Source organism: Pannus brasiliensis CCIBt3594, assembly GCF_036688125.1.
Classification (GTDB): Bacteria; Cyanobacteriota; Cyanobacteriia; order Cyanobacteriales; family Microcystaceae; genus Pannus; species Pannus brasiliensis.
Genome location: NZ_JBAFSM010000014.1, coordinates 56,939 through 76,876 on the forward strand (window position 1 = coordinate 56,939; position 19,938 = coordinate 76,876).

At 53.0% G+C, this 19,938-nt stretch carries 19 protein-coding genes and 1 tRNA gene; 9 read left to right on the forward strand and 11 right to left on the reverse strand.

The features are described 5' to 3' along the window. Complete coding sequence (locus V0288_RS09175; protein ID WP_332864781.1) at positions 1 to 369, forward strand: hypothetical protein; 369 nt, start codon at positions 1 to 3, stop codon at positions 367 to 369. Here V0288_RS09175 and V0288_RS09180 read toward each other — a convergent pair. The 4 genes from V0288_RS09180 to V0288_RS09195 form a co-directional block, all read right to left on the reverse strand. After that, complete coding sequence (locus tag V0288_RS09180; RefSeq protein ID WP_332864782.1) at positions 352 to 564, reverse strand: hypothetical protein; 213 nt, start codon at positions 562 to 564, stop codon at positions 352 to 354. The genes V0288_RS09175 and V0288_RS09180 overlap by 18 nt on opposite strands. Next, positions 551 to 3,040, reverse strand: a complete 2,490-nt coding sequence (locus V0288_RS09185) for a VapE domain-containing protein (protein WP_332864783.1) — start codon at positions 3,038 to 3,040, stop codon at positions 551 to 553. The genes V0288_RS09180 and V0288_RS09185 overlap by 14 nt, the downstream gene beginning before the upstream one ends. Before the next feature lie 258 nt (positions 3,041 to 3,298). Next, a complete protein-coding gene (locus V0288_RS09190; protein ID WP_332864784.1) occupies positions 3,299 to 3,511 on the reverse strand; it encodes a hypothetical protein in 213 nt (70 codons plus the stop codon). Beyond that, positions 3,508 to 3,747 carry a hypothetical protein gene (locus tag V0288_RS09195; protein ID WP_332864785.1) on the reverse strand — a complete coding sequence of 80 codons (240 nt, stop codon included), beginning with the start codon at positions 3,745 to 3,747 and terminating at the stop codon, positions 3,508 to 3,510. The genes V0288_RS09190 and V0288_RS09195 overlap by 4 nt, the downstream gene beginning before the upstream one ends. Before the next feature lie 401 nt (positions 3,748 to 4,148). Here V0288_RS09195 and V0288_RS09200 point away from each other — a divergent pair, with 401 nt between their 5' ends. Beyond that, positions 4,149 to 4,388, forward strand: a complete 240-nt coding sequence (locus V0288_RS09200; RefSeq protein WP_332864786.1) for a helix-turn-helix domain-containing protein — start codon at positions 4,149 to 4,151, stop codon at positions 4,386 to 4,388. 56 nt (positions 4,389 to 4,444) lie between these two features. Then, positions 4,445 to 4,957 (forward strand): hypothetical protein, encoded by a 513-nt coding sequence (locus V0288_RS09205; RefSeq protein WP_332864787.1) that lies wholly within the window; start codon positions 4,445 to 4,447, stop codon positions 4,955 to 4,957. 50 nt (positions 4,958 to 5,007) lie between these two features. Here the strand turns inward: V0288_RS09205 and V0288_RS09210 are convergent, their stop codons facing one another. Together V0288_RS09210 and V0288_RS09215 are read right to left on the reverse strand one after the other, a co-directional pair. After that, complete coding sequence (locus tag V0288_RS09210) at positions 5,008 to 5,289, reverse strand: hypothetical protein (protein ID WP_332864788.1); 282 nt, start codon at positions 5,287 to 5,289, stop codon at positions 5,008 to 5,010. 754 nt (positions 5,290 to 6,043) lie between these two features. Next, on the reverse strand, positions 6,044 to 6,487 hold the full coding sequence (locus V0288_RS09215; protein ID WP_332864789.1) for a hypothetical protein: 444 nt from the start codon (positions 6,485 to 6,487) through the stop codon (positions 6,044 to 6,046). A 181-nt stretch (positions 6,488 to 6,668) separates the two neighbouring features. Between V0288_RS09215 and V0288_RS09220 the strand changes: the two genes are divergently transcribed. The 3 genes from V0288_RS09220 to V0288_RS09230 all read left to right on the forward strand — a co-directional run bounded on the left by V0288_RS09220 (position 6,669) and on the right by V0288_RS09230 (position 9,175). After that, the gene (locus tag V0288_RS09220) at positions 6,669 to 7,118 is read left to right on the forward strand and encodes a hypothetical protein (RefSeq protein ID WP_332864790.1); all 450 of its coding nucleotides are present in this window, start codon (positions 6,669 to 6,671) and stop codon (positions 7,116 to 7,118) included. A gap of 45 nt (positions 7,119 to 7,163) precedes the next feature. Next, positions 7,164 to 7,952, forward strand: a complete 789-nt coding sequence (locus V0288_RS09225; RefSeq protein ID WP_332864791.1) for a hypothetical protein — start codon at positions 7,164 to 7,166, stop codon at positions 7,950 to 7,952. Positions 7,953 to 8,251: 299 nt separating this feature from the next. Next, positions 8,252 to 9,175, forward strand: coding sequence for a deazapurine DNA modification protein DpdA family protein (locus V0288_RS09230; RefSeq protein WP_332864792.1), 924 nt, complete (start codon positions 8,252 to 8,254; stop codon positions 9,173 to 9,175). Here the strand turns inward: V0288_RS09230 and V0288_RS09235 are convergent. The 3 genes from V0288_RS09235 to V0288_RS09245 form a co-directional block, all read right to left on the reverse strand. Beyond that, positions 9,144 to 10,247 (reverse strand): site-specific integrase, encoded by a 1,104-nt coding sequence (locus tag V0288_RS09235; protein WP_332864793.1) that lies wholly within the window; start codon positions 10,245 to 10,247, stop codon positions 9,144 to 9,146. The genes V0288_RS09230 and V0288_RS09235 overlap by 32 nt on opposite strands. Continuing rightward, positions 10,225 to 10,524: a hypothetical protein gene (locus tag V0288_RS09240; protein WP_332864794.1), complete on the reverse strand. Its 300-nt coding sequence runs from the start codon at positions 10,522 to 10,524 to the stop codon at positions 10,225 to 10,227. Before V0288_RS09240 ends, V0288_RS09235 begins: the two co-directional genes overlap by 23 nt. A 144-nt stretch (positions 10,525 to 10,668) precedes the next feature. Then, positions 10,669 to 10,739, reverse strand: a tRNA-Cys gene (locus tag V0288_RS09245). Between the two features lie 148 nt (positions 10,740 to 10,887). Here V0288_RS09245 and V0288_RS09250 point away from each other — a divergent pair. The 3 genes from V0288_RS09250 to tyrS all read left to right on the forward strand — a co-directional run bounded on the left by V0288_RS09250 (position 10,888) and on the right by tyrS (position 15,509). Beyond that, a complete protein-coding gene (locus tag V0288_RS09250) occupies positions 10,888 to 11,220 on the forward strand; it encodes a hypothetical protein (protein WP_332864795.1) in 333 nt (110 codons plus the stop codon). A gap of 29 nt (positions 11,221 to 11,249) precedes the next feature. Beyond that, entirely contained in the window at positions 11,250 to 13,895 is a 2,646-nt protein-coding gene (locus V0288_RS09255) for an efflux RND transporter permease subunit (protein WP_332864796.1), read from the forward strand. A gap of 399 nt (positions 13,896 to 14,294) precedes the next feature. After that, complete coding sequence (gene tyrS / locus V0288_RS09260; RefSeq protein ID WP_332864797.1) at positions 14,295 to 15,509, forward strand: tyrosine--tRNA ligase; 1,215 nt, start codon at positions 14,295 to 14,297, stop codon at positions 15,507 to 15,509. On the opposite strand, the gene ctpA is transcribed toward tyrS, so the two are convergent. Together ctpA and topA are read right to left on the reverse strand one after the other, a co-directional pair. After that, positions 15,506 to 16,741, reverse strand: coding sequence for a carboxyl-terminal processing protease CtpA (gene ctpA, locus V0288_RS09265; protein ID WP_332864798.1), 1,236 nt, complete (start codon positions 16,739 to 16,741; stop codon positions 15,506 to 15,508). The two genes, tyrS and ctpA, sit on opposite strands and share 4 nt — an antisense overlap. Before the next feature lie 252 nt (positions 16,742 to 16,993). Beyond that, complete coding sequence (gene topA, locus V0288_RS09270; protein WP_332864799.1) at positions 16,994 to 19,666, reverse strand: type I DNA topoisomerase; 2,673 nt, start codon at positions 19,664 to 19,666, stop codon at positions 16,994 to 16,996. Between the last annotated feature and the right edge of the window lie 272 nt (positions 19,667 to 19,938).

Here is a 19,938-nt window from a genome sequence, read left to right on the forward strand (position 1 = left end):
ATGAACCAGATAATCACGGCACGGGAAACCCCGAATTCTTTTAGCCTCTACTGGACAACTCCCGCGGGGCGGGAAGTCCCCAACAGCCGGATCACGATCGACTTCAATCCGGTGATCCGCGCGTCCGGGCTTGAGAGGGATTTCGTGATCGTCCATTATCAAGCCCGTCCCCTTTTCCTTCGGAAGTTCGGGGTGGTCGCGGGGGGGGAATATTTTTCGGTGGACACGATCGAGGCGATCACACCCTACCGATCTATCCGAGTGAACGAGACGAACCTCATCTACCCGCCGAACGCGGTCATGATTCACCCTCTTAGCCGGGTAGAGGTCGAGGGAGACGTGGCGAGAATCCTACCCCTTCTTAAATAGCTCCTGAATCGCGGTGAGGTGGTAGCGGTAGGTCGGGCGATGAGCGTCCGCGGGGGAAAGGTCTCGCCAATGAACGCCCTTAATCAGCCGGCCCGACTCTCGCAACTTGGTTAAATGTTTCGCCGAACATCCCAGCGCGTCCGCGACGATTCCACCCTTGACCCAATCGGGTGAGGGCTTTTTAGTTCTTGCCATTGCCGTTACCCTCGCTATCACCATCCAAAAGTGTCACGATCCACGCCGATACCCTTTTCCGTTCCCCTCGCGGGGTCTCGATCTCGTATCCCTGCGCGCCATCCGCAAATTTAATCTTTCGCACCACCCGACACTCTCCTTCGTTCCGTTGGACGATGCACCGCGGACGCGGATCGATCTCCGTACTCGGGGCGGTCTCTCCCTCCCCGGTATCCTGAAAAAGTTTTTCTGCTTTTGGAGCGTTGTAACCGTTGTAGGGGTGTTGTATCGATTGCCCTGTCTCGGTTTCAGCGTACAACGGCGTACATTTGTTCACCGTTGTAGAACCGTTGTAACCGTCGCGATCTACCGTTGTAGACCGTCGCGATTCTTCTTCTGATGGGGGTAAACTTGGTACGCTTGTTTCTTCTTCGGTGGGGAAAATGGTATCGGGAATTTCCCACAGGCGGCGCGCTCTTCCATCATACTCCGTTTCTAGGCGACTGCCGATCGAAAGTCCACCGATCGATACGATGGTTTTCCGGACGCGGTTCCGAACCTTGGCATCAATGCGATCGGGGCTAAAGAACAGGCATTCGATGAGGATGCGATCGATACTGATCCGTTTCGCCCGTTTCTCGACGAGGAAGTTAAGGATCTGGTCGTGCCACGGGTCGTAATCGCGGAAACGCTCGTTAATCTTCTGATGGTAGGCGTGTTCTTCCGGGGTGGTGTAGCGAATGTTCGGGTTTTGGCGGTAGAGTTGCACCGCCGCGGCCCATATCCGATCTCGATCGGCCCGGACTCGATCGATCGGGATTTTGAAGCCCGGACGGACGGGGATGACCCAAAATTTTCTATCCCCGGTTTCGTCCTGTAGGAAGGCTTGCGGGTTAATACTCCCGCCCATCACGCTCATCCGGGGATTGGGGGTAACTTCCCGACCGTAGGGACGGACGAAATCGTCGGATTTCGAGCTTAAAAAGCTTTTTAACGCTTGAAACTTTTGTTTACTGGCGATGTTGTCGAATTCCGACCATTCGTGAATCCAAGCACAATGTAACTTCATCAACTCTTTCGGCGCGGTCAAGTCGGAACCGAAACTACCCGAGAACCAGTTCCCTCCCATCGTCTCGAACCATGTGGATTTTCCCGCGTAAGCGTCGCCCTGAAGGATAAGCGCGTTATCGAACTGACACCCCGGCTCGTAAATCCGGGCCACCGCACCCACGAGCCATTTTTTTACGAGAACGTTATAGAACGGGTCATCGACTCCGAAGTGTTCTTCCGCGATGCGATCGATGTTCGCGGCCGGGAGGTTGGCTATGCTATCGAGATAACGCCGAACGGGATGATAGGCGTTCTGGCGCGCGACGTGTAGCAGTCCGTGGGTGATCACCGTCTCCTGCGCGTCGATGTTGTACTCCTCTAGGAACCGATAGGAGAGTTCCCCGGAGAGTTCGATCGGCTGGCCGTCCCACTCTACCCGGCCGCTTAACTGGTTGAACGCGATTTTTCCTTTCAGTTCGGTTTGAAGGAACTTCAGGAATTGTGGCCGCTTCATCTCGCGGGGCTTGATGTGATTCTCCCAATATTCGGAGAAGTAAAGCCGTTCCTCGAATAACTTCTCTAGTTCTCCCTGTTTTTGCTTGGCTACGAAGTCATCTATCCCTTTCCCCTCTTCGTATCTCCATCGGAGGATAGTGACTTGGCATCCTTCGGACTCCAGTAGTTCGGTGAGGCGACGGGCGGCCCGCGCGACGTTATCACGAACGTGCCAGCGAGAATCCTGATCGAACACGATCGTGAACTCGCGGCCGGGGTCACAGAGTTCTTTTATCTCCGGCTTGAGCGCGCCGTCATCGTCGGTGAAGTTCCAGACTCCGGCCAGACCGATCGCCGCGTGGCCGTGCGAGAGGAGACAGCCGGTTTTCTTCGCGCCTTCGGTGATACAGACGGGGATCTCCGGATTGGCGAGAACCCACCGCCAGAACTCCACCCCCGAGGGGACGGGGATAGGTGGTTCATCGGTGGGGAGATGGGAGTATTTCGCCTGAAATTCCCCGAACAGTTCATCGCCGATTTCGAGGGCGAAAATCCCCGCGGGGGCTTTCGGGGGATGCTCGTACTTGACGGGCTTTCCCTCGCGAATCCGGGGGCGATCGGGCTTGAAACATCCCCACTCGGACTCGCTCGCGTAATTTTGATTGACGAGCGCTTGTCCGGTGAAGGTGGAGAGGTCTAAACCGTTACACCACCATCCACCATAATCGAGGTGGGCGAAATCTTTTAAGAATCGGTCTCTCAGCCGTCCATCGTTCCGGCGCGCGTCGGTGTCCAGCGCGTACAATAGCCGCTCGTAAGCGGCATCACCACTACACGAGCGGACATTGTTGAAAATTATCTCGGGGTGTACTTTCGAGGATTCCCACTCTTTTTGATGCGAATCTCTTAGGTGGAGATTGGGAGTATCCTCTTGCATAATTTGTGGTTTCATGGCATTATAGAGAGAGTATATTTAAGACATTAAGCGCGTCCGAAAGACGCGCGTTTTTATTGAGATGCTACTTTGTGAGTTCGTCACAGTAAAGCCTAGAGGCAGTATTTATAGAATCCTCTATTCTCTCCTCGATCGCTTTCACCGCTGGATGTGACGGATCGGCTTTCTTAAAATTGTCTACAACCTTTTTGGCTTGATTAAGATCCCGTAAAATCTGATTTAGGTAATACCCAGCTTGAGAGATAGCTTTTTCATTCATTTCCCGTCATCCTTTCCGAATATATTTTCATATTTCATTTGGTCGTGAAGGTTATCGGCGATATCGTAGGCGAGAGCGTCGGGATAGTTGCCGATCTTGGCTTGTTGGAATGTCACGCCTTCCTCGGAGAACTGTTCGAGAAAATAGTCGAGGGCTTTGGAGAAAGCGGAATTCTCGGTCATAACGAACGTGTAAACTCGGTAGCTCATTGGGGGATCTCCTTAACTACCGTTTCCCCGATCGAGCGCTCGACACACGCGAGCCGTAACTTTTTGGTCATCTCCTCGGCTTCTTCCGCGGGATGTCCCGATCGAGATGCCCACCAGTTCAACCCCTGGGAATCGTTCTCGCCGCTCCACTCCTGACCGTATTCGTCGAGTAACCATTGCAGTTGCTTATGGAAGGGGGAATCTTTTTCGGCTGTGACGATGTACGTGATGTTCATTTAGGGAAGGGCGGGAGACCCCGCCCGCGAAATTACAAGAAAACTCAATTCAATGGAATTCAAGAGATTAGTGATGATGACTGGATGGATCGGTGAGTTACCGACTCACCTTGGCATAGGCGCACCTCGCTTTTTAAAGGAAGGGCGGGGATTCCGCCCGTATACCGATTCTTAGATTGGTGGTAAAGCAGGAACAATCACAACGGTACTTACCTCATCAGCCTCACCTCCTAGATACTTCCCGCGGTGCTTGCGGGGCGCTAGATAATTGGAGTAGATCAGAATATCCGGCAAGAGAAGCTGATCTATATCTCCGTAGAGGTCGCGCGCCGTGGTTACAAGCTGGACGCGCGATCTCTGTTTAACAGAGCCTTGTGACAGTCTGTCACAAAAATTGTACAATGAAACCAGTTGTTAAAGTCAAGCTAATCGCTGGTGAAAACGCGTTGAAACAGATTAGAGAAGCTTTAGGCATGACTCAAATGGAGTTTGCGTCGGCAATCAAGGCGACGCATCGATCTATTGTTCGGTGGGAGAATGGGCAGACTAAGCCACAGTTCTCTATCCCTCAAATGAAAGCCCTTGTAAGCGAGATGGAGAAAGTCGGGTTAACGTTGCAAGATCTACCCGACGATCTCTAGCGCTACTTTTTCGGCAACGATGGGAACCCTAGGGCTATACAGTAGTGGCTGGAAATATGCGTTACCCCGATTGGCTTCCCCGTCCGAAATCCTGGCTACAGGCGATCGTCCTGACTATTTGCCTAATGCCGCTCGTGATCGCCGCCATAGCGATGGGCTTCGTCGCTTCCCCCGCGGTATTATTCACCGAACATATCGCCTTGATCCTCCTGTGGATATCCCTTGTTTTTACCTTTCCCTTGTGGATATTCGCCCATATTCACCAATACCTATGGGGAGAGCCTAACCCGAAATTCCCGACATGGATACCGAGCCTGAAAAGTTGGGGAGAATCGATATTCGCCGCGGTCATCTCGCTTCTGATCCTGCTCGTGATGGCACTGTATACCTACATTTATTTAGAGGGTACGGGAGGGTACACGGATTATAGGTGGGATCAGCTTACCCACGCGAACGGGGACAAGCTCGCCATCTGCTTTATCATCCTATCCGCCTACCTCTACCACCTCAAATACCTGATCGCCAAACGCTTTGACCCGAAACGATTTCGCCCTACGCAGAAACCCTAACCACCACGATCGAAAACCCCGCCTCTCCATAGGGCGGGGTTTTTTAGGTTCTAGAAGCCGGTAGAGTCCCATCGCTGGAACTTCCACGGAGCCGACCAGAAAGCCTGGATCTTCCGATTCCCCTCAGACCACGTACATTGAATCTGAGAGTTTTTCTTCCCACACGTTGGCTGGATTCCCAAAATACTGGAGATTTCCCCCGGCTCTATCTGAGGATCGGCCATCACCCGTATATCGGAAATCCTTCGTTCTACGGCGGACTTATTCGCGGTCGTGAGATAAACGTAATCGGTCTGGGCGATTACCAGCGAGGCTAAAAGACTTTCAAGCATGACAGTTCCTCGAATAAGAATTACCAATCTCTTCAAGAATTATCGCGTCATTCCGGACACATCACCAAACTTAACAAAAGCTCTATACCCTCATCATCCCTATCCCTTTTACAACGGTGTACATTTGTACGTCGCGGAACCGTTGTAAGACCGTTGTAACCGCCGAAACCCAATCGGGGCAAGCTCTCTATAACTCCGTTCTTCCTTATTTATAAGAATGGGGATAAAAGACCGTTGTAAGCTGAAACCCAATCACCGCAAGGATTCCAAAAATCTTACAACGGTTACAACGCTTACAACGGTCTTTTCAAACTTTTTTTTGAGAATCGGCATTCCGGTCAAAAAAAAGCGCCCGACAGGTACACACGAACCTATCGGGCGTTCATCGATCGCATCCCACCCCTTCCGTCACATCAATTTCCCGGTTCTACCTCAAAGATGCTTAGTTGTCCCTCTGACACATTTCCCCGTTTCCCCGAATGCTTACGCAAGTGGCAGGCCGAGCATAAAGCGATCAGATTTTCTCTATCATTGTTCGCCGGGTTGTAATCCTGATGGTGAACGGTCAAAGTACGTTTAGCCAGTTCCGATCGATTTTGTCTGATGTGGAAGTACGGAAAGCAATCTAATCCACATTCCTCGCACTTCCAATCCGATTCACTCTTTACCCCATCCGCGATCTCTTTCCAGTTTTTCGGATATCGGCTTCTGTCCATTGGCATAATTTTTCCTCATTCTATTCGCTGATTCTGGTTTACCGCTTCCGCCGCGGTGGTGGTGGGGGAGGCGACGCGGGCCGCTTCACCGGTGATGTGGCCTGACCTTCCACCTGACTCGCTAAAGAGTTAATCCGTCCTTCGAGCTGTTCGTGCCGTTCGGCGATGGCTCGGATGGTCTGATCGAGTTTTTCTCCCAGGACGGTGAGTCGTTCGGTAACGGTCGGGACGGGGAAGTGTTCACAGTCGATGGCGACCTCGATCGCTGTGACCTTTCCCTCTACGTCGGAAATGCGATCGACTAATTCGGTCAGGTCAGGAGATGGGGGTTGGGAGTTGGGAGAGCGATCGCCCTTTAGAAACTCGATAAGAAGCCTTTTCGCAGTGAGTCCTAATGATTCTCCGGGGTTAGCCTTTTCCTTTAGCCGTTCCAGATATTCGCTGGAGAGGCTGAACTGTAGATTATTCGGTGACACTGGCATATAGCACCTACGGTAATACCTGTAACCTCAGTATACCTATAAGAATACCTAAATTAATACCTTGACAACTCAAGGTAGTACCTGTATAAATATAGGTATAGGTTGTAATACCTTGAGAAGAAAAGGGCTAGAGCGATCGCCCTAACCCTTGCCAATTAAAGAACACAAGGATTGTAGCAGTATGAACACCAAAATATTCGAGGTCTATTCCTTCCCCGGTAATCACGAGGGGTCAGTGTTTGAAGGGCTTGACACCGACTCTTATAAGACCTGCTTCACCATAACCCTCAAGGACAGAAAGCCCTATCAAAGCGAGTCTCTCTCTCTATCTCAATACTTACACGGCGTATCGCTGGAATCGGGGAAAGAATTCTATCTTATCCCTACCGTTCCAAAGATTGAACCCCACGAAGAAGAGGGCCAGTTGTTGGTTATAGCCTCTTTCGTTCACTATTACGCCGCTGACATTTTCCGCGAAGGGTTAAGAAATAACCCCAATGGCGGGGTTGAAACCTTCTTGCGGACATCCCCCAAAGGACACGGGATGTTAGTTATCTATCGCGGCACGGCGGAAGATTTCGAGAAAGCGACGGGGATACCCATCCCGTACAACCTTAACTATATGCTCTAACCTTTTGATTCAGGGCGATCGGGGAAAACCTCGATCGTTTTTCCTATGCCTACCACCAAACACCGGATTCAAACCTATCTCGATGACGACCTGCTACGGTCTCTCGACTCTTACGCCCAAACTCAAAAGCTCTCTCTCAGCCAGTCGGTAGAACGAATCCTGCGATCGTTCTTCGATGGGGTCAAGCCGGAAGGGCTGGAGAGGGAGAAGATTCGGAGAGCGATCGATCTCCTCTCGTCGATGGTCGGTGACTCACCGACTCACCAATCCGAAAGTGAGTTACCGACTCACCAACCCGAAAGTGAGTTACCGACTCACCAATCCGAAAGTGAGTTACCGACTCACCAACCCGAAAGTGAGTTACCGACTCACCAACTCGAAAGTGAGTTACCGACTCACCCCGAACCCACGGGAATCGAGGCGGGGATTATCGCTTTTCGTGAGAGAGAGGGAATATTACCCGATCCTGAAATCACGATGCCTAGCGTTCGATTGCAAAATTGGCATTGTTTCGTCACGGTTATCCTTCCGCGGTTTCCCCAAGATCGCGAAGATAAAAAACCTTGGCGTTTTTGGGATGGTAGCAAGTGGAACTATGACCCGAAAAAGCTAAGAATCTACGCGAAGCGTCCTGCTAAAAACATCATGGAAAAAATCGAGTCATACGCCGAAAACAATGAAAAAGTACACTTTATAGAGGTTTGGCAACTTCTTAAGGTAATGGACTATCCTAATCTATTTACCTTTTTCCATATCAATGGGGATGGTCATGTCGGAACGCAGTCCCTCGAAAGACTGTGGATCGAAAAAGTAGAAAAAATGATTGGTACTTAGAGGCAAAGGAAATGTCGAGAAACTGCGGATTTGACGATATTTTGATTCAAATCGGAGATGAATGGTTTCGAGTTGATGGAATTGACGAGGATGACAATGGGAAGATTTGGCTAGAAAAAATAACCTTTTCTAGTGAACCCGCTCCAAATTTTACTGAAGACTATCGAGAATTCGATTTAAAGGAGATTCGGAAAATGTTCAAAACTTATTGCCAGAGTGTTGGGTCTGGCTATCTCTGATAGTTTAGAGATTTAGAGCGATCGGGGGAAACCTCGATCGCTTTTGGGAGGATGAGCGTCATGCGATTTTGTACAAAAACGCTTCCAGCGTTCTTTATTGGCTGTAGTCCATCACAGGCGGGAAAAATCATCAGTCCCGCCTACCCAGCTTCTGGGGTAATGATCTCGATCGCTACCCTACAGCACAGAAAATCGGATTTTTCTGTGGGGGAATGGATTCTCGATAGCGGGGCATTTTCTGAAATCGCCCGATACGGAAAGTATCGGGTGAGCGTGGAAACCTATTTTCATCAAGTTTGCCGATGGGCGAGGTGCGGGAAACTTTTGATCGCGGTAGCGCAAGACTATATGTGTGAGGATTTTATTTTGGAACGAACGGGGTTATCGATCTCCGATCACCAGAGACTCACGATCGAGCGCTACGACTCCCTTCTAAGCCTCGCTCCTCCGATTCCAGTAATGCCCGTCTTACAGGGTTATAGAGCGAGCGACTACCTCAAACATCTTCAAGACTACGGAGACCGGCTATCCGAGGGGATGTGGGTTGGGGTTGGGAGCGTCTGTCGTCGCAACGGCAAGCCGGACGAGATTGCCGACTTACTTCGGACTATTAAGCTTATCCGTCCCGACTTGCGACTTCACGGATTCGGATTAAAGCGTCTCTGTCTGGAGAGATCCGAAGTTCGGGGTCTACTGCACTCGTGCGATTCGAGAGCTTGGAGTTACCCGCGGATGTTCGGACAGGCGGAGAAGACGGAAATAGAATACGCCCATCAATACCAAGAGGGCGTTTATAACGCTGTAACCGATAACGTACAAAAACGTACCCCGCTCACCGCTGGTGCGGGGAACGGACAGGGGAGAAAACCGAAATGGAATAGTCCTACCACAGCGATTAGGGTTCCCGCAAAATTCGCTCCTAAGTTGTTGGAAATCGCCCGCGAATGGGACACTACGGCGGTAACGGTCGATCGGGATGGGTAATCAGCCGTTGATAAGTCTCATCTCTCGTCCGCTCGCTCATCCAGTGTAAATAGGTCGCCTTGTGAACATCGATCGAGTGTCCCATCTCGTCCGCCGCCGTCTCGATCGGAACCGCGAACCGAAACATCCGAACGGCGTAAGAGTGCCGGAGGTATAAAGCCTCGAAAGGAATCTCGTATCGACTGAAAGCCTTACAGACCCGTAGCGTGTAATCGCTATGGGTTTTTCCCGTGCAGTTCGGAACCCGGATATCCTTCAGATCGAACCGCTCGATCCATTCGGGGTAGAAAGCCCTGACTCGTCGAGGGCCGGTCTTCCCTTCCAGTACGTCGGCGATATTCCTGTCGATCAGTTCATCGGTATTTAAGAAAAATATTTCGTGGCTCCTCAGCCCGAAAGTGGCGAGCATTCCGAACGCCCATCGCCACGAGGGATTAGGGATTTTCTCGAACCATCGATCGATCGTCGCGTCGTCGGGGAGTTCGCGGGGCTTAACCGCCGCGGGGGAATAGTTCCCCTGTAATTCCCTAAAGTCCCAATCCCATCCCGCGAATCGCGCCAGGGCGTTAATCGCGAGACAGAATTTTTTCCTCGATCGGGAGTTGGCTGTCGAGCCTTGGTTGATGAAGTTGTAAAGAAGTTCTCGATCGGGCAGAGAGTCAGCCGGTAGCCGGCTAAACACGGTGAGGTAATTGGTTTTCCAAGTCGTGAGGGTTTCGGGAGAGTTTCCCCGGCGATCGAAGTACGAGCGCTCGAATTCCGAGACCCAATCCCCGAGCGATCGGGCCGGGCGCGGGGACTCTCCCACCCATTCCGCCCAATCGAATTGTCCCTTCAATAATTGCCCGGCCATCTCCAGCGCGGTCGCTTTGGCGTATTTCAGCCCGTCGTGATTATCGCGGACGGGTATCCCCTCGACTCTGAGGGCGAGCCTCTGTTGATAGGGTTTCTCTCGTCCGCTACCGGGTTTCGGCGGGAACGTCCCGCGGAGATACAGGCGATCGCCGTGTACCTCGATGGTAATTCCCGCCTTAGCTGTTTTTAGGGCTTTATTGATCTGTTCTAGGTTCATCGGTCAACCCTAACTTTTCCTCGACCGCCCGAAGCCGGCGATCGAACTCTCGCGCGTTAAACTCGGGGTTTTTCCCGTCGTGTTCCTCGTCGATATTTAGAGATCTCTGGATCGCCGCCAGCCGGGACATCCATTCACGATCGATGCCGTTGATCTGTTTGTCTAAATATTCGATGTCAACGCTCGACGTGTCATTGTTCATTTGTTCTACTTTGTCCCGTAGCTTGCGGAACCCCGTCGCCAGCTTCTCGAATTCTTCTCGCGATACTTCGCTCATATTTTTAGCCCGCCTAAAATTTGCCTAAATTTTTAGGGACAGATAGGGATATTTAGGGCTAATTAGGGATAATACAAAAATCCTCGGTTTCTTGAAACCGTTACGGAAAAGCCGTTTCGGGGCTTTTCCGGTCAGGGAAATTCAAGGCGCCACCCAGATTCGAACTGGGGGTAAAGGTTTTGCAGACCTCTGCCTTACCACTTGGCGATGGCGCCGTATGACCATTTCTAATCATAGCATAACCGGAAATCCTCCGCTAGATCCCCCCCGGTAACGGAACCTTCCTCGAAGGCGATCGATCTATAATGAATAATCAGGTATCCGAATATTGTCGTGGATTTTTAGCGGAAACGAACGAAAGTAATGAGAAAAACGCTATCTCTAGGAATATTTATCGGTATTTTGGGCTTATCGATGTCCGTTCATGCCAATCCGGGGCCGATCGCTCAGAGTCCCGCGTCGGCAACGACTTTTGAAAGTTACCGTCAGGAATGTATCCGGCGATCGCGCGGCCAGGGGTTAGCGCCGGATGTGGCGAACGATCTCTGCAACTGCACGCTGAAAAAATTTCAAGCCCGTTACACCCTAGCGCAATTCCGCGCCCTAGTGCAGAAGTCGAAAACCGATAAAACCGCCGCGAACAGTCTTGCCTCGGTCGGGGAAGCCTGTTTCGACGAAGTTCTCTACGAAAACTAGAAAATTAGAGGGAGGCCGGGAGGCTCATCATGCAACAATCGTGGCGAGAGCGTCTGAATATCTCTCGATTCTCCCTACGCTATCCGAGGTTGACCGTCGCTTTTTGGATAGCGATCGCCGTCGCCGGTTTACTGGCGTTCAGTTCCCTCAAATACGCCCTTTTTCCCGATATTAGTTTCCCGGTCGTCGTCATTAACGCCGCCGTTCCCTCCGACTCTCCCGCGGACACGGAAACCCGACTCACGAAACCGCTCGAAAATCCCCTGAAAGACCTTCCCAACGCGCGGGATGTCTCTTCCACTACCTACGCGGGGCGATCGGTCATCAGCCTGTTTTTCGTGATCGGTACGAACCTGGAAACGGCGACCGCGGGGGTGAAACAGGCGATCGCCGGGGTATCCCTACCCCCGAAGGCTACCTACGAGGTAATTCCCGTCGATCTCAACGAATCGCCCACCATCAGTTACGCGCTCACCGGCGAGAGCAAAAGTTTAGATGAATTAACGGAAATCGCTCGAAATCGCCTGATCCCCGCCTTACAATCCGTCCCCGGAGTCTTGAAAGTCAATCTTCTCGGCGCGACATCGGGAACGGAAAACACCGCGAACGCTCCCTCTCCCACTCTCGTCCGCTTCGATGGACGGGAGGCGATCGCCCTCCAGGTCGTGAAAAAGGGAGCGGCCAATACCTTAGAAGTCGTATCCCGCGTCGAAAGTGCCGTCGGCGAAATCTCGCGGGATCTGCCGGATATCCGGCTATCGATCGCCGAATCCCAGGCGAAATATATTCGCGCGGCGACAATGGCCACGATCGAGGATCTGATCCTGGCGATCGTTCTCTCGGTGTTGGTGATGTACCCTTTCCTGCGGAATTTCAAGGCGACGTTGATTTCCGCCCTTTCTATTCCGCTTTCGCTGTTGGGAACGGCGATAGTGATGGCGATCTACGGTTTTAATCTAGAAACCCTCACCTTACTCGCGCTCGCGTTGGTGATCGGCATCGTCGTCGATGACGCGATCGTGGACGTGGAGAATATTTCCCGGCTGATCGATCGGGGTTATCGTCCTCGGGAGGCGGCGATCGAGGGAACGGGCGAGATCGGCCTGGCGGTAACGGCCTCTACCCTGACGATCGTGGCGGTATTTATTCCCGTGGCGTTTATGGGGGGCGCGGTGGGACAGTTTTTCAAGCCTTTCGGGTTAACGGTTTCCGCCGCGGTGATTTTCTCCCTACTGGTGGCGCGGACTCTCTCCCCCGTCCTGGCGGTATACTGGCTCAAACCGCGCGCGAACCGGGAGGAAGACCGACAGCCGCCGGCGATCGCCCGAACCTACCACCGTCTCCTACAATGGTCGCTACACCATAAAAAGATCGTCCTCGGTATCGCTTTACTCGCTTTCGTGGCGGGAATCGCCCTAATTCCCCTGATATCGAAAGGATTTATCCCGAAACTCGATCGGGGGGAATTTAACGTCGTTTACACGTCTCCCCTCCCGAAAATCGAGAAGATTCCCGCGAATAAACCCACCCCGAAAAGTTCGGCGGACGGATTCGATTGGATAGCCGATCTCGCCCGCTCTCCCGAACGTTTACTGCTACGGCGGACGATCCGGGACGGACGGAAACTCGAAGCGCCGATCCTCGAAGATCCCGACGTGGCCTCGACTTTCACCATCGCGGGGTTACGGGGCGAACCGAATCGGGGTAGAATTCACGTCGAACTTAAAAAGGAACGGAAATCGACGACCGGCGAAGTGCAGGAGCGAATTCGGCGGATTTTACCGGCGATCCGCGGGGTGACGGTGAGTGTCGAGGATATTCCCTTCGTGCAGACGGAAGCCGAGAAACCCCTCCAGATCGCGATTCGGGGGGACGATCCCGATCGATTACTCCGGGGCGCGGAGACGTTGCGATCGGAGGTGGCGAAGGTTCCGGGCATCAAAGACGTGGAACTGTCGGCGAAAGTGACGGAAAGCGGCGATCTACTGGCGATCGAGCGTCTCGACGGCCGGAACGCGATCTATCTGAGCGCGAACCTCGGGGATAATCTGGGATTAGAAGACGCGGCCGCTACCGTGGAATCGATCGCCCGTCGTTCCCTCCCCCCGGATCTCGTTCTCCAGCGCTGGGGGAGCGCCTCCCAGAGTGACGATGTTATCAACAGTTTCGGGCGTACTTTAATACTGGCGACGATTCTCATGCTCGCGGTCCTGTTGTTACTGTTCGGAAGCTTGTTAGAACCGATCGTCATCGCTCTATGTATTCCCCTATCGATTATCGGCGCGATGTCGGGATTATGGCTGACGGGAAGCGGTTTTAGTATTATTTCCCTGATCGGCTTTATTTTTCTGTTGGGATTACTCAACAAGAACGCGGTTTTATTAATGGACTATACCAATCAACTGCGGCGATCAGGATGGGGTCGGGAAGAGGCGATTTTAGAGACGGGAATGGTGCGATTACGCCCGATTTTGATGACGACCGCCTCGACGATTTTAGGGATGCTCCCGATCGCGCTAGGATTGGGAACCGGCGCGGAACTCCGGCAACCGATGGCGATGGTGATCGTCGGCGGATTGGTGACTTCCTCGGTGTTGAGTTTGCTAGTGGTTCCCGTTCTCTACGTCACCCTAGAGGATCTGTGGCGGAAAATTCGCCGGAAAAAGTCTGTTTAACTCGATAGAGTTAAGAGGTTGAGGATTTTCTGATGGGAAGCCTAGTTTTTTTCGGGGGACTAGCCCCCCGACCCCCCCACCGGTGGAGGGGTGCCTCCCCCGGACCCCCTGCACAAGGCTAGTATAAAAATCAGTGCGATTTAACAAGATTTCGGGATGACCCGAAGGTGGGATCTCGATTCTGGCTTCTCCCGAACTGGGGTTATTTATCGTGTATAACCCTAGTTTTTGAAGTTTTTAGACCATTTTTTGATTCTTCTTCCTAACTCCTGACTCCTGGCTCCTGACTCCTGACTCCTTCTCTACACGAGACATTTTAAAGTCCCCGAGAGAATTGAGCGACGGCGGAAACCGGAACCCCGGAAACTATAATAGGAAGGCTGTGGACAATTATCGACCATGACCGTATCTCCTTCCCCGGATTGGCTCGCGCGCGGGACGAGTGACCTGTTTCCCCACCAACCGGAATCGAAAGACCCCTCGGAAAATTTACCGTTACTCCTGAAAACGATCGATCGCCCCCTGCGGGTGAAACTCGGCATCGATCCCACCGGGAGCGATATCCATCTCGGTCACAGCATTCCTTTCCGCAAATTGCGCGCTTTTCAGGATGCCGGACATACGGCCGTGGTGATTATCGGCGATTTTACCGCTAGAATCGGCGATCCTACGGGAAAATCGGAAGTTCGCAAACAGTTGACCGTGGAGGAGGTGCGCGCGAATGCCGGGAATTATCTCGACCAATTACGGCCGATTCTCGATTTCGATACTCCCGGTCGTCTGGAAATCCGCTACAATTCGGAATGGTTAGGCGAACTCGACCTCGCCAAGATTCTCGAACTACTCTCCACGATGACGGTCGGGCAAATGTTGGCGAAAGAGGGCTTTTCCGAACGCTACGAGAAGGAAACGCCGATTTTTCTCCACGAGTTTCTCTATCCCTTGATGCAGGGTTACGATTCGGTAGCGATCGATGCCGACGTGGAACTCGGCGGAACCGACCAGAAGTTTAATATCGCGGTCGGTCGGGATTTACAACGTTATTTCGGGAAAAAGCCCCAGTTCGGATTACTCCTACCGATTCTCATCGGTACGGACGGAACCCAGAAGATGTCGAAATCTCTGAATAATTACGTGGGATTGCGAGAATCCGCGCTCGCCATGTACTCGAAATTAGAAAAAACGCCCGATTCGCTGTTAAAAGATTATTTCGAGCTATTGACAAATTTGCCGTTAAATGAATTACCCGAAAACCCGCGGGAGTGTCAGAAGCAACTAGCCCTAGAGGTCGTTTCCCAATTCCACGGGCAGGAAGAAGCCGGAAAAGCGAGAAAAACCGCCGAGGAAATCGTTTTAAAGGGAAATACCGCTTCCGCCGAGTCGGTTCCCGAGTTCTCGTTAGCGGGGGTGACATTTCCGGTGAAGTTATTCTATCTCCTCGGCGCGAGCGGTTTGTGTAAGAGTAGCGGGGAGGGACGGCGCCAGATTCAGGGGGGCGCGGTTCGTCTCGATAGCGAGAAAGTGACCGAGGTAGATCTCGCTTTCGAGAGCGCGGACGCGTTATCGGGCAAAATCCTCCAGGTAGGGAAGAATAAATTCGTCCGTCTGGTCTAGGAGGCTTTCGCGAGGATCGTGTCGCGGGTGAGGAATTCGATCGCCGCTTTGTACTGGTGATCGACCTCGGTTCCGATCTCGGCGTAGGCGATGGGTTCCTGGGCGATCGGGCGATCGGGAACGATACCGACCTTATGAATATCGTGGTGGGCCGGGGTTTCGTATTTGGCTACCGTGACCGCCAATCCCGCGCCGTCCGGTAACTCGAAAAGCGACTGAATTAAGCCTTTTCCGAAGGTTTTCTCGCCGATGAGGATCGCCCGGTGATTGTCCTGTAGCGCGCCGGCTAGAATCTCGCTGGCGCTGGCGGTTCCCTGATTGACCAAGACCGCTAAGGGCGCGTCGGTGAGCGCGTTACCCAGCGCGGAGAAACTATCGGAAATGCCCTGACGGTTAACCGTGTAGACGATCGTTCCCTCGTCGATCCACATCCGGGCGATCTCGATTCCGGCTTGTAATAAACCGCCGGGGTTGTTGCGTAGGTCGAGAATATAGGCTTTCGCGCCCTGTTGTTTTAAATCCGTCACCGCGTCGGCCACTTCCTTCGCCGCGTTCGCGCTGAATTGATTTAAACGAACGTAGCCGACGGGGGGATCGGTGGAGCGATCGAGGGTGGCGATTACCGGACTCAAGGCGATGCGCTGACGGGTTAACTCCACGGTTTGACTCGTTTCCGCGCCGTTGGAGAGTACGGTTAAAGAAACTTTCGTTCCCGCGGGCCCGCGCATTCTGGCGGCCGCTTCATCGAGGGTGAGTCGGGTAGTATCGATGCCGTCGATCGAGAGAATGCGATCTCGGGTTTTCAAGCGTGCGGCTTCGGCCGGGGAACCGGGTAGAGGGGCGACGATTTCGAGAAAACCGGTGTCGGGGTTGATGTTGATCTGGAGACCGACCCCGGAGAGTTCGCCGGTGGTGCTAATTTGTAGGTTATGGTACTGATCCGGTCGCAGGAGACGGGTGAAAGGTTCGTCGAGGGTGGCTAACATCTGTTCGATCGCTGTATAGGCCGCCGCTCGATCGTTTAGGTTTTTGCGGAGGAATTGTTCGCGGATCTGCCACCAATTTTGATGGTTAAAGGTGTCGTCGAGATAGGACTGATTGACCAGTCGCCAGGATTGTAATAGTAGTTTCTGTTCCTCGCTAAAGGCCGCGGCCGTCGGTGTCCATCCCAACCAGGTGAGGCAAAACCAAAAACCGACCAATAGCCCGACCCACAACGATTTTTGTTTCATACCGTCTCGATATTTTGTCTGAGGGTGTTTCGATGATTACTATCATAGACCGCTCTCGGAAAATAGGATCTCTCGTCGCCAGCGGATTCGAGAGCTAGAGACGGCAGAAGGGACATCATGAAAATAATCGATAAATTTTCCTCGAATATGCCGTAAAAACGATCGCTCGCGGGGAGAACCGGTAACACGTCGTCCGGCCGAACCGGGGGGAGATCTGGGGGGAACTCTCTTTCCGCCAGATCTCCGCGATCCTTAATTCGCCTTGGTTTTCGAGGTTTTGCCCGCGGTCTTAGAGGTTTTCTTGGTCGTGGTTTTCTTGGTCGTGGTTTTCTTGGTCGTGGTCGCCTTCGTGGTCGTCTTCTTGCCGGCGGATTTCTTGGCCGTACCCGCTTTCGCCGACAGTGCCGCTAGAGCCTGATCGAGCGTCACCGTTTCCGCGGTTTCCCCTTCGGGAATTTTGGCGTTGGTTGTCCCGTGTTTGATATACACCCCGTAGGGCCCCTCGTAGAGCGCGACTAATTCCCCGTCGTCCGGATGTTTGCCCAACTCTTTTAACGGGGGTTTCGTGGAAGTGCGGGAACCGCGGCCTTTCTTGGGTTCGTTTAGTAAGGACAAAGCCCGATCGAGCGTCACCGTCAGTACATCGTCACCGGCTTTGAGCGATCGATAGTCCTTCTCCTTCCCGTTTTCATGCACCACGTAAGGGCCGAAGCGACCTAAACTCGCTTTGACTTTGCCCCCCGTCCCCGGGTGGGTTCCCAACAATCGCGGTAGGGAGAGTAACCCTAACGCCATGTCCAGCGTCACATCCTCCGGTTTCACCCCTTTGGGTAACGAAGCGCGTTTCGGTTTCGGATTCTCGTCCGTCACTTCTCCCAGTTGAATGTAGGGTCCGTAACTACCGATGAGAACGTAAATCGCCTCTCCCGTCTCCGGGTGCAAACCCAATTTCTCCGGCCCCTCGGTTTTCTGCCGTAGGATGGTTTCGATCTGATCGGGATCGAGATCCGCGGGGGTGAGGTCCATCGGCAGGGACGCGGTGATCGTTTCTTCTCCCTTGGGAACTTCGATATAGGGGCCGTAGCGACCGATCTTGATCGTCGCGTCGAGATCTTCGAGAATGACCGATTTTGCGGCTCCGGGATCGATCTGGCTCTCCCGCTCTTTGACTTGCGTTTCTAAACCCGTCTCGCCGCGGTAGAAGCGATCGAGGTAGGGCAACCAGCGCGCCTCCCCGGTGGCGATATCGTCGAGGGTTTCCTCCATTTTCGAGGTAAATTTCGTGTCTACCAGATCGGGGAAGTGATTTTCGAGCAAACTCACCACCGCGAACGCGGTAAAGGTGGGCAGAAGGGTTTTATTCCGCATCCGCGCGTAGCCCCGATCGATGATCGTGCCGATAATGGTCGCGTAGGTGCTGGGGCGGCCGATTCCCTCGCTTTCGAGCATTTTCACGAGCGAGGCTTCGGTATAGCGCGCCGGGGGTTGGGTATCGTGGCCGATCGCCTCTACCTTCTTACACCCCGGTTCATCGCCGACTTTTAAATCGGGTAAGATCACTTCTTGATCGTCGATCGCCGCGTCGGGATCGTCCGAACCCTCGACGTAGGCGCGGAAATAACCGGGAAAATCGATGCGTTTGCCGGAAGCGCGGAATCCCGCCTCTTCTACCTGAATATTGACGACGATCGAGGTAATTCTCGCGTCGGCCATCTGACAGGCGACCGTCCGTTTCCAGATCAGATCGTACAGCGCGAATTCCAATCCCCCCAGTCCCGTTTCGCGAGGGAGACGGAAGGAACTGCCCGCGGGACGGATGGCCTCGTGCGCTTCTTGGGCGCCCTTACTTTTCGTCGTGTACTGCCGCGGTTTCGGGCTGAGATAGGCTTTCCCGTACATCTGTTCCACGCAGGAACGGGCGGCGGCGATCGCCTGTTCGGATAGATGTACCGAGTCCGTCCGCATATAGGTGATATAGCCCTGCTCGTATAAACTCTGGGCGATCCGCATCGTGTCCCGCGCGGAGATGCCTAACTTGCGGTTCGCTTCCTGCTGGAGCGTGGAGGTGGTGAACGGGGGCGACGGTTTGCGGGTGCTGGGTTTCTCTTCGGTATGGGTGACGCGCCAGATTTTATCGGCGATCCGATCCTTTAAGGCGATTGCCTCGGTCTCGTTTAATAAGACCACGTTTCGCCCCGGAATTAATTGGCCGGTATCGGCGGCGAAATCGCTCCCGTTGGCGACTTTTTGCCCGTTCACGGTCACTAAACGCGCGTCGAAGTTATTTTTGTCCTTTTCTAGATTCGCCTTCAGATCCCAGTAATTCGCCGATTTAAACGCGCGTCTTTCCCGCTCTCGTTGCACCAGCAGGCGAACCGCGACCGATTGCACCCGTCCCGCGGATAGTCCTTTGGCGATTTTTTTCCAGAGGAGGGGGGAGAGGGTATAGCCGACCAATCGATCGAGAATCCGCCTGGTTTCTTGGGCGTGAACCAGATTTTCGTCGATTTCCCGGCAATTTTTCAGTGCCGATTGAATCGCCTCGCGGGTGATCTCGTGAAAGACCATCCGTTTCGTCGGCACTTTCGGCTTGAGTACCTGGAGTAAATGCCAACTGATACTTTCTCCCTCGCGATCTTCATCCGTCGCGAGGATTAATTCGCTCGCGTCTTTGAGGGCTTCTTTCAATTCCTTGACGACCTTGCCTTTCGATTTCGGCACCACGTAGAGAGGCTCGAAATCGTTTTCCACATCGACTCCCAGACTGGCCCAATTTTTATCTTTATAACTCGGCGGTACTTCCTCGGCCGAGGCGGGCAGATCGCGGACGTGGCCCATCGAGGCCTGTACCCGATAGCCAGCGGGCAGGTAGTTACTAATCGTCCGGGCTTTGGTGGGAGATTCGACAATGACCAGCGTTGACATAGAACTTAATCGATAGGGCGATCGCTACAGCGAAGGAAGGACTAGGCTGAAAAACGGTTGATTTATTATAAGCAAAAATTATCGAGTGACCGGGAAACCTTCACTTTCTAAAAAGGCACTTATAACGATAATAGAGAGGAGTGACCGCGTTCTGTCACTACCCGCTTTACAAAACTTAACAAATTTGGACAGGGAAAGCGATCGCTATCCGGGGGAATTTTCGCGAGAGGGCGATTACGGTCGGTATCGGTAGGGTTTTAATGATGGGTGCG

Excerpts from the sequence above, each read along its gene's own strand:
- V0288_RS09190 (WP_332864784.1), bottom strand. The coding sequence starts at position 3,511 with ATGAGCTACCGAGTTTACACGTTCGTTATGACCGAGAATTCCGCTTTC.
- topA (WP_332864799.1), bottom strand. The coding sequence starts at position 19,666 with ATGTCAACGCTGGTCATTGTCGAATCTCCCACCAAAGCCCGGACGATT.
- tyrS (WP_332864797.1), top strand. The coding sequence starts at position 14,295 with ATGACCGTATCTCCTTCCCCGGATTGGCTCGCGCGCGGGACGAGTGAC.
- V0288_RS09210 (WP_332864788.1), bottom strand. The coding sequence starts at position 5,289 with ATGCTTGAAAGTCTTTTAGCCTCGCTGGTAATCGCCCAGACCGATTAC.
- V0288_RS09200 (WP_332864786.1), top strand. The coding sequence starts at position 4,149 with ATGAAACCAGTTGTTAAAGTCAAGCTAATCGCTGGTGAAAACGCGTTG.
- V0288_RS09230 (WP_332864792.1), top strand. The coding sequence starts at position 8,252 with ATGCGATTTTGTACAAAAACGCTTCCAGCGTTCTTTATTGGCTGTAGT.
- V0288_RS09180 (WP_332864782.1), bottom strand. The coding sequence starts at position 564 with ATGGCAAGAACTAAAAAGCCCTCACCCGATTGGGTCAAGGGTGGAATC.
- V0288_RS09240 (WP_332864794.1), bottom strand. The coding sequence starts at position 10,524 with ATGAGCGAAGTATCGCGAGAAGAATTCGAGAAGCTGGCGACGGGGTTC.
- V0288_RS09255 (WP_332864796.1), top strand. The coding sequence starts at position 11,250 with ATGCAACAATCGTGGCGAGAGCGTCTGAATATCTCTCGATTCTCCCTA.
- V0288_RS09175 (WP_332864781.1), top strand. The coding sequence starts at position 1 with ATGAACCAGATAATCACGGCACGGGAAACCCCGAATTCTTTTAGCCTC.
- ctpA (WP_332864798.1), bottom strand. The coding sequence starts at position 16,741 with ATGAAACAAAAATCGTTGTGGGTCGGGCTATTGGTCGGTTTTTGGTTT.
- V0288_RS09185 (WP_332864783.1), bottom strand. The coding sequence starts at position 3,040 with ATGAAACCACAAATTATGCAAGAGGATACTCCCAATCTCCACCTAAGA.
- V0288_RS09250 (WP_332864795.1), top strand. The coding sequence starts at position 10,888 with ATGAGAAAAACGCTATCTCTAGGAATATTTATCGGTATTTTGGGCTTA.
- V0288_RS09195 (WP_332864785.1), bottom strand. The coding sequence starts at position 3,747 with ATGAACATCACGTACATCGTCACAGCCGAAAAAGATTCCCCCTTCCAT.
- V0288_RS09235 (WP_332864793.1), bottom strand. The coding sequence starts at position 10,247 with ATGAACCTAGAACAGATCAATAAAGCCCTAAAAACAGCTAAGGCGGGA.
- V0288_RS09205 (WP_332864787.1), top strand. The coding sequence starts at position 4,445 with ATGCGTTACCCCGATTGGCTTCCCCGTCCGAAATCCTGGCTACAGGCG.
- V0288_RS09215 (WP_332864789.1), bottom strand. The coding sequence starts at position 6,487 with ATGCCAGTGTCACCGAATAATCTACAGTTCAGCCTCTCCAGCGAATAT.
- V0288_RS09220 (WP_332864790.1), top strand. The coding sequence starts at position 6,669 with ATGAACACCAAAATATTCGAGGTCTATTCCTTCCCCGGTAATCACGAG.
- V0288_RS09225 (WP_332864791.1), top strand. The coding sequence starts at position 7,164 with ATGCCTACCACCAAACACCGGATTCAAACCTATCTCGATGACGACCTG.